Annotated in this window: 9 protein-coding genes; 2 read left to right on the top strand and 7 right to left on the bottom strand. The window is 45.6% G+C overall.

The features are described from left to right. Positions 1-244: 244 nt before the first annotated feature. From QUB20_RS25175 to QUB20_RS25165, 3 genes are all read right to left on the bottom strand, one after another. Complete coding sequence (locus tag QUB20_RS25175; RefSeq protein WP_333291732.1) at positions 245-601, bottom strand: peptidoglycan-binding domain-containing protein; 357 nt, start codon at positions 599-601, stop codon at positions 245-247. A gap of 130 nt (positions 602-731) precedes the next feature. Then, positions 732-1,370: a ThiF family adenylyltransferase gene (locus QUB20_RS25170; RefSeq protein ID WP_333250338.1), complete on the bottom strand. Its 639-nt coding sequence runs from the start codon at positions 1,368-1,370 to the stop codon at positions 732-734. Positions 1,371-1,382: 12 nt separating this feature from the next. After that, entirely contained in the window at positions 1,383-2,210 is an 828-nt protein-coding gene (locus tag QUB20_RS25165) for a hypothetical protein (RefSeq protein WP_333291730.1), read from the bottom strand. Between the two features lie 269 nt (positions 2,211-2,479). On the opposite strand from QUB20_RS25165, the gene QUB20_RS25160 reads away from it, so the two are divergent. Next, positions 2,480-2,872, top strand: coding sequence for a DUF4189 domain-containing protein (locus QUB20_RS25160; protein WP_333053569.1), 393 nt, complete (start codon positions 2,480-2,482; stop codon positions 2,870-2,872). A gap of 143 nt (positions 2,873-3,015) precedes the next feature. Here the strand turns inward: QUB20_RS25160 and QUB20_RS25155 are convergent, their stop codons facing one another. Next, the gene (locus QUB20_RS25155) at positions 3,016-3,357 is read right to left on the bottom strand and encodes a hypothetical protein (protein ID WP_333149124.1); all 342 of its coding nucleotides are present in this window, start codon (positions 3,355-3,357) and stop codon (positions 3,016-3,018) included. A gap of 495 nt (positions 3,358-3,852) precedes the next feature. Here QUB20_RS25155 and QUB20_RS25150 point away from each other — a divergent pair, with 495 nt between their 5' ends. Beyond that, on the top strand, positions 3,853-4,107 hold the full coding sequence (locus tag QUB20_RS25150) for a DUF433 domain-containing protein (protein WP_333250334.1): 255 nt from the start codon (positions 3,853-3,855) through the stop codon (positions 4,105-4,107). Between the two features lie 73 nt (positions 4,108-4,180). Here the strand turns inward: QUB20_RS25150 and QUB20_RS25145 are convergent, their stop codons facing one another. The 3 genes from QUB20_RS25145 to QUB20_RS25135 form a co-directional block, all read right to left on the bottom strand. Further along, complete coding sequence (locus QUB20_RS25145) at positions 4,181-4,807, bottom strand: Uma2 family endonuclease (protein WP_333250332.1); 627 nt, start codon at positions 4,805-4,807, stop codon at positions 4,181-4,183. Between the two features lie 58 nt (positions 4,808-4,865). Continuing rightward, positions 4,866-5,183: a type II toxin-antitoxin system prevent-host-death family antitoxin gene (locus QUB20_RS25140; protein ID WP_333250330.1), complete on the bottom strand. Its 318-nt coding sequence runs from the start codon at positions 5,181-5,183 to the stop codon at positions 4,866-4,868. A 70-nt stretch (positions 5,184-5,253) separates the two neighbouring features. Next, the gene (locus tag QUB20_RS25135; RefSeq protein WP_333250356.1) at positions 5,254-6,693 is read right to left on the bottom strand and encodes a hypothetical protein; all 1,440 of its coding nucleotides are present in this window, start codon (positions 6,691-6,693) and stop codon (positions 5,254-5,256) included. Positions 6,694-6,839 lie beyond the last annotated feature (146 nt).

Below are 6,839 nucleotides of genomic sequence, written 5' to 3'. Positions count from 1 at the left end.
AGAGTTTAAGCTTCCAGATTCATCTGCGATCGAGTAAATCTAAAATCTAAAATCTAAAATCTAAAATCGACTGACTTGACCCAAACACAGTTACTTGCTTTCCGAGGCGATCGAGGGTCGAGCAAAAAAATTAGATTACAGAGTTTAAGCTTCCAGATTCATCTGCGATCGAGTAAATCTAAAATCTAAAATCTAAAATCTAAAATCGACTGACTTAGGAACCTTTGTTGTCCGGTGCTTAAAGTTACAAACTAGCAAACAGTCTGTCCCAAGTTTTGCCTCCCACAACTCCGTCTACAGGAATATCCGCTTGTCGCTGAAATCTTTTCACTGCATTTTCGGTTGTCGGACCGAAAACGCCATCAATTACGATCGGGTGTCGGGACAAGCCCCGCGCGTTCAACAATTTTTGCAGTTTCTTAACATCTGCCCCTTTCGAGCCGCATTTTAAAATCCTTTTATGGTGTCTCACTACTGGTTGATGGCAATCATCTGTGTGGCAAACTGCGGAGCTCGCTGCATAGTTGGCTCTACTTGTGCCAGTCAAAACTAATAGACCGAGAATTGCTAGTAAATAATAAAAAGTCTGTGTTCCCGCCATACTTTCCCTGTTAATTTTCTCAAGCGTTTTTTGCAAGTTTGACGATTGTTTGAGAGTGAGAAACCGGGTTTCTGGGATGGGTGCATCCAATCTCGATTCACCTGGTTTCTGGCAACAGTCAACCGACATTCTACAATATAAGTGGCTTTACTGCAAAATCTCCGATCGTGCAAGTTAAATTTTGTTGCTCTTTGGTAGCAGCAAAGGTAACAATTACTTCGCAGGCAACTGCAACTGTCAGCATTACCAAGTTTCGCGCCAGCGGGTAATCGCAAACGTCATCATTCGTCGCTGAAGGAACCCGATAGTGTTGGTTCCAAATTATTTCGGAGTAATCGGCAGCTAATCCGACGTGCACGCAGGGAAGGGAGGCACTCGCACAGTAATCCTTGACTGCTTGTCGCCCGACACTGTTATCAAAAGTATCGATGACTGTGGCGCTGTTGACAAGCAGCCGATCGGCATTTGCGGGTGTCAATTCTTTTGAGTGCGCGTCAATGCTGACTCCCAAAGCGCGGTAGAGGTGGTTGGCGAGAATTTTGGCTTTGAATGCGCCGATGTCCGATCGATAATAGGGTTGAGTGGAAAGGTTGCGTTCCTCGATGCGATCGCAATCGATGACTTTTAACTGACAAAAGCCCGATCGCGCCAGACTTTCTGTAATATTCGCACCCAAAGCGCCCGCCCCGCACACCGTTACCGGGAAATTTTTGATCTGTGACATCACGGCGGCACTTCTGTAAAGTTGTTCGTGAAAAAATATACTCATGGTAATCAAGAATTATCGATTTTCGACGACTCCAACCAATGAATGCAAGTCGAAGTCTTTGTCCAATCCGCTGAGACAAATGCCAGCACTCATAACAGTCAAGTCATTTTTGGCGATCGCAGAAGTGTGGTGTTCTCCGGTTCCGCTAGTCCATTCAACCAGCCAATAATTTTCGCGATCGCAAAAATCCCGCAATTCACCGCCGCCCATTTTCAACGCCCGCTGCAAGCGCTGTTCATCCCGCACTTTTGGATCGAAATCTTTAATATTTCGGGACACCAATTCGTAAACAGTTCGCATTTCCGGCGTCATCCCTTTAAAGCGAACTTCTTGAGGCAAAATCAACTTTTTTAAAGCTACTTTTAACTTCTCAGATGGCAGCGGATCGGCGCGCCTGTCAATCTCTTCAAACCACAAACAATGACCGTCCCAGCGCGCAACAATCGGCTCAAACTGCGAACCTTCAGTTACTAAATGGACTGGTACTGGTTTCGCTACACCCGTGCGCTGTTTAGCATCAGATTCGTTAACAGGATAAGCCAGCCAGGTTTGCCCTTGCAGCACGTAAGCCAAGTGCAAGCGAACGGGGAGGAGGAGTTGCAAATACTCGGCCACTTGCGGCAAACTCGGCTCCTCAATTACCGCAGCTATTTTCTCATTTAATGGCGCAAAAATAGCCCATCCTTCAAAGTTTTGTGGCTGCGGTACAAAAGTATAAACCATTGAGCTAACTCTTATCCGCACGCTTCCCCCACGCACGCAAGGAGCCAGGAATTGAGTATCGAGTAGGTGCGCTTCTTGGGCAGCGAGTTGGCTGAGAATTTTGCGGATATCTGCCACTGAATTGACCTCCTTCATCTTACAGGACTTACGCATAGGGAATCAGAAACCGGGTTTTTTACAAAAATATTTCGTTCCCGCCCGCCGATTCGCTAAAAAACCCGGTTTCTAGGCATCGGAATGGGTAAGTCCTGTCTTAACTTTTTTACCTAACACACTTTTAAATTAAATAAATATAAAGATTTATCAATACTGTTGACGCGAATCAATACCCTAATATAATATTGAGCGAACCTCCCAATTTAACCTTGTAGATATATCGCGTAAATATGCTGCAAAAGCTTTTTTCTAAGTGGGTTGTAGTCACAGCTTTGACACTTCCTCTTTTTGGCTCAGTCCAGGTAGCTAAAGCTCAGGACAGCTATGGAGCTACTGCTTATTCTCCGACTTCTGACGCCACTGGTATTAGTTGGGATCATGCTACGGAGAAAGAAGCACTAAACGCAGCAGTAGCCGCTTGCAATGAACAAAGCGGAGGTGCTAACGACTGCGAACCGCTGACATCTAATAGTAATAATTGTGGAGCGATCGCCGTAGGCAAAGGAGGAGCAGGTGCGGGCTGGGGCGACGATAAAGCCGCAGCAGAAGCTCAAGCTCTCGCGGGTTGCAGCGAACTAGAGGGCGGCAGTTGTAAAGTGCAGCTTTCAGCTTGCAACAACTAATTAAACTGATAAAAATCGGTGGAAGAGGTGTATATGTTGGCTGCTAAAACAGCTTAAAAAATAGTAAATGTATGGTGTGCAATGCACACCATACCAAATACAACTCAGCTAAAATTAGGGTACGCAATGCACACCCTACGCAGTTAATCTCCTACTTCGGAAGTAACTGCATCTGGTGGCAGCAAACTTTCTAATCTATCTTTAGACCAATATTCAGTAGGGTAAGCGAGTGCAATAATATCAGAGAGTCGAATCAGCCACGTAACTTGTCCGTAAGCATCGATATTTTCCGCCTGTTCGTTAGGGGGAACTATCACCAAAAGTTCCGCAAACTCCCCGAACAAATTAATCGGGATGCCGCCGAAACTGCTATTATTTGTTTTAATCCAAACTTTACTGCCTCGATCGAGAGCTTCTTGCAGTCGCTGGGAGAGCAAACTGGATTTTTTGACCTGGGATTTTTTGGCTTTCGACTTTTTTCCCATAGTTTTAAGAAGTTAAAGTAGTTGTATTGTGGGTTGCACTGTGGATGGCACAGTTCGTTAGACAGTGGGTTGCACAGTGGGTTGATATTTAGCGTGATCCTCTTCGTTGGCGTAGCCCCCGTAGGGGCGGGCTTTCCTTCGGATCGCTTCGCTAACGCTAACGCGGTTTGGTATTGAAACGGACAAAAGGAAAAAGGGCGATCGCCCCGTCGCTACCCCATTAGTCTAGTCTATAAGAAAGTGCTGTACTGCGATCGTAATAACAATTTAATCGCAAAATGGGGAAATGACACCAGCTCAAAAAAAATGCCACAGTCGCCAAACTCTAAACCCTGGTTGTCATCAGTGATTCCCAATCTAAAATCTAAAATCTAAAATCTAAAGTGGTATTACCTGCCGTATCATGTTACACAATCAGTCAACGAGGCCCGTGTTTCTACTGTGCCCAAATGCAGTATAATCGGCGGAATCTTCCCCAATCGTTTAAGTAAAACAATGGACTGGCGAAAGCTCATTCATCTCGAACCCAAAACTTCAACAAGTCAACCAGCAGCACCAGAAACTCAATTATCTGTAGAATTTTTGTTGGGGCTGTTTGCTGGGGGATGGACTCAACAGCAGGTGTTAGAAAAATATCCCGCACTGACTTCGGAAAAGTTACGCGCTGCTTTGGCGGGTGCGGATTCCCAGTTAGTGTCATCCATCGCTAATCCAGAATTACAAGAAATTATTGCTCAAATTAGAGAATAATTGAAAAAAGGTAAAAAGTTGTCGCTTGAGGATATTGAGGGAGATGTTTGCGAGTAAAGAACGATATTAAATCTCAACTTCCCCTTAAATTTTCTCTAACTCTTTCCCGAAACTCCAACACAGCCTCAAGGGGGTCAGGCCGTTGTACATACTCTGCAATCACTGATAAATCCAAATTCGGCAACAACTCGCTTTGCTGCATTTTTTCATATTCCTCTCCCCGAAGATGATAAACCTCAAAGCGCCGATTTTTCCAGAACCAAACCTCTATAATTCCGAGCTTTTTGTAAACTGCTAACTTGTCCAAGCCGCCACTGCTGAGTACAACCTCGATCGCTAAATCAGGAAATTCTTTTTCTGTACCGATACAATAGCACTCATCCGGTTCTGTACCGCCCTTTTTTGCTTGAATGCGAAAGGTAGTTGAACCCAATCCCCAAAACCGAGTCCGTGTTTCTTGAAAATACGCTTCTAGCAGCATCCCAATATTGGTTTTATCTCGATCGTGACGGCGACTTGGGGCCATAATTTCCAGCACTTCATCTAAATAAGTAACCCGATACCAAGGACTATCTCCGAGTTGAGTCAGTAGTTGTTCATACTGTTGCCAACTTACCCCGCTGGTAATAAATCTTTCCACGGGATCTTCGGTGAAAAGCTCTAATTCGGTTGCTAAATCTTTGATTAATATTGAAGTCACCAACTGCTCCTCCCAAGTTTAGAGTATAGTAGAAGATTGTGATTCTGTCATCAATGATTTAACTGGCGATCGCTACCTCATTTTCAGTATCATCCTCTTCATCAAGCCCAAATTTTTTGCAAATTTCATCAAGTGTCTGAGGTTGAACAACTCTTGCTTTAGCTCTCTTTAATGCTGTCAGCAAACGAGTTGCATTAACGGGCGCTCGCAGCAAATAAAGAGTTTCTAGCAAACTTTCTAGTTCGGCCTTAGAAATCAAAATCGCATTTTTGCCGTTAGGTCTAGTAATAATTATTACTTCCCCAGTTTCAACAGCGCGAGCGCAGAGATTTTCTAAATTTGCTTCAGCATCAGTGTATGTAATCTCATTTGACATACAATTCTAACTCCCACTAAATTTGCGAGCATTGCCCGCCAGATTAACTGACGAGCTATACTCCATTATATCACTTGTCATTCCTTACCGGCAGCGACGTATCCAGAATTTCCATCAACAATTCCAGTCGGGAAGGACGACTCAACATCGGCACTAAATTCGGCAACGAGTAATAATCCCCGGCAAACGTAAAGGTTTCCACCGATACTTGTTTGTCCTTCAATTGCTTCTGGACATATTCGCACCAAGCACCAACTCGCACAATCACAACATCAGGAATTACCCCCAAACTGCGGCAGTAACTCTGATAAGCATCCGCAAAATAAGGTGCAGCGTTTTCGCCTTCATCTGTTACCATAATGAATTGCTCGACAACCTGCTTTTTAATTCGCATTGCTTCCACCGCGCAACCGCAACTTGTGCCGCCGCCAGCACGAATGTGCTTGAAAGCGCGTTCCCAGTCTGTCAATTCGCTGCCGTTTGCTTGCACTGGATACGGCATGGTGTCAAAGGCATAAACGAACAGTTCAGCCTCGGAAATGCCGGAAATCAAAGCAGCGAGACGCTTCCCAACTTCGATCGCACTTTCCATCGAACCAGACTTGTCAATCAACAAACCGGTTGCTTTCGCAATCTTGCCGCGCTTCTTCACCTGTTCGTTTGTCACCGCTTCCAGCTTCGCCGCCGTTGCTGCGTCGAAGTTCGCCCCCGCGCCCGCAACACTCGCTTTGTAAGCAGAAACCCGATCGCACTTTGCTGCTTCATCCAGCTTCGAGTCAATCAACTGCTTCACTTCCGCGTGATCCATCGCGCCGCGCGACTGAATCGATTTCAAATTGTTGATGACTTCCTGCGGCGACATCGAGTTAATCAGCGCTGCCAAAACTGTTGGCGTTAGCTGTTTGATCGCACCAACTGCGATCGTATACGGAATCTTGTACTCCACAATCAAATTCGCCTGTTCCGCAGGTGTCGCCGCTTTTGCTAACTGCTTCAAAACGAATGCCAGAGAGTCGGACGGCGGATTGTCTTTAAACAGGATAGCATTAGCGCGATCGCTCGGCTTGACGTGGAGCGTTGCGTACAAATGCTTCATCGCCTTGCGGTTGCGGATGGCGGCGCGATCGAAAAACTGTGCATTCTTTTCCCGCGATTTCAGATAGCGAGTGACAGCAGTGCGCGCGCTGCGAGGCACCTTATTCTGGTGCCGCTTCATAAAGTCCACAATCCGCGAAACCTCGTAGGGAGGGAACTCTTGCAGCATCATAAAACCGGCATCTCGGTGTTCCGTCAGCGCCGAAGTTAGCAAGTTTCCGGCAAAAACTTCCTTGTGATCGCGCACGTCGCCTTGACGCTGATACCACACTGCTAAATGACCGTAAAAAATCGGATCTAATTCGATAATTAACTTGTGAATTTCTGCTACTTTTTCTAATTGGCGGTGAGGAGTTGTGAGGAGACTGTTGAGCATTTCCAAACGCAAATCGCGCTCTAATACATTCATATTCATTGCTGTCACCTAATATTTTGCACCTATCGCCTTAGTCCGCCAGGGATTGAAATCCCTGGCTCAAAGCTTAAGTCCTCCTAAGAAACTCAATCTAACTGTGGAGTTTTAGCAACTAGCTCAAACCCAAAAGACTCAGCAGTTTTCTC

The organism is Microcoleus sp. B4-C2 (assembly GCF_036705265.1).
Classification (GTDB): domain Bacteria; phylum Cyanobacteriota; class Cyanobacteriia; order Cyanobacteriales; family Microcoleaceae; genus Microcoleus.
This window is presented reverse-complemented; position numbering and strand designations above follow the sequence as displayed.

What these genes read in the sequence shown, in the direction of transcription:
- QUB20_RS25175 (WP_333291732.1), bottom strand. Translation starts at nt 601, where the DNA reads ATGGCGGGAACACAGACTTTTTATTATTTACTAGCAATTCTCGGTCTA.
- QUB20_RS25135 (WP_333250356.1), bottom strand. Translation starts at nt 6,693, where the DNA reads ATGAATATGAATGTATTAGAGCGCGATTTGCGTTTGGAAATGCTCAAC.
- QUB20_RS25150 (WP_333250334.1), top strand. Translation starts at nt 3,853, where the DNA reads ATGGACTGGCGAAAGCTCATTCATCTCGAACCCAAAACTTCAACAAGT.
- QUB20_RS25140 (WP_333250330.1), bottom strand. Translation starts at nt 5,183, where the DNA reads ATGTCAAATGAGATTACATACACTGATGCTGAAGCAAATTTAGAAAAT.
- QUB20_RS25155 (WP_333149124.1), bottom strand. Translation starts at nt 3,357, where the DNA reads ATGGGAAAAAAGTCGAAAGCCAAAAAATCCCAGGTCAAAAAATCCAGT.
- QUB20_RS25160 (WP_333053569.1), top strand. Translation starts at nt 2,480, where the DNA reads ATGCTGCAAAAGCTTTTTTCTAAGTGGGTTGTAGTCACAGCTTTGACA.
- QUB20_RS25170 (WP_333250338.1), bottom strand. Translation starts at nt 1,370, where the DNA reads ATGAGTATATTTTTTCACGAACAACTTTACAGAAGTGCCGCCGTGATG.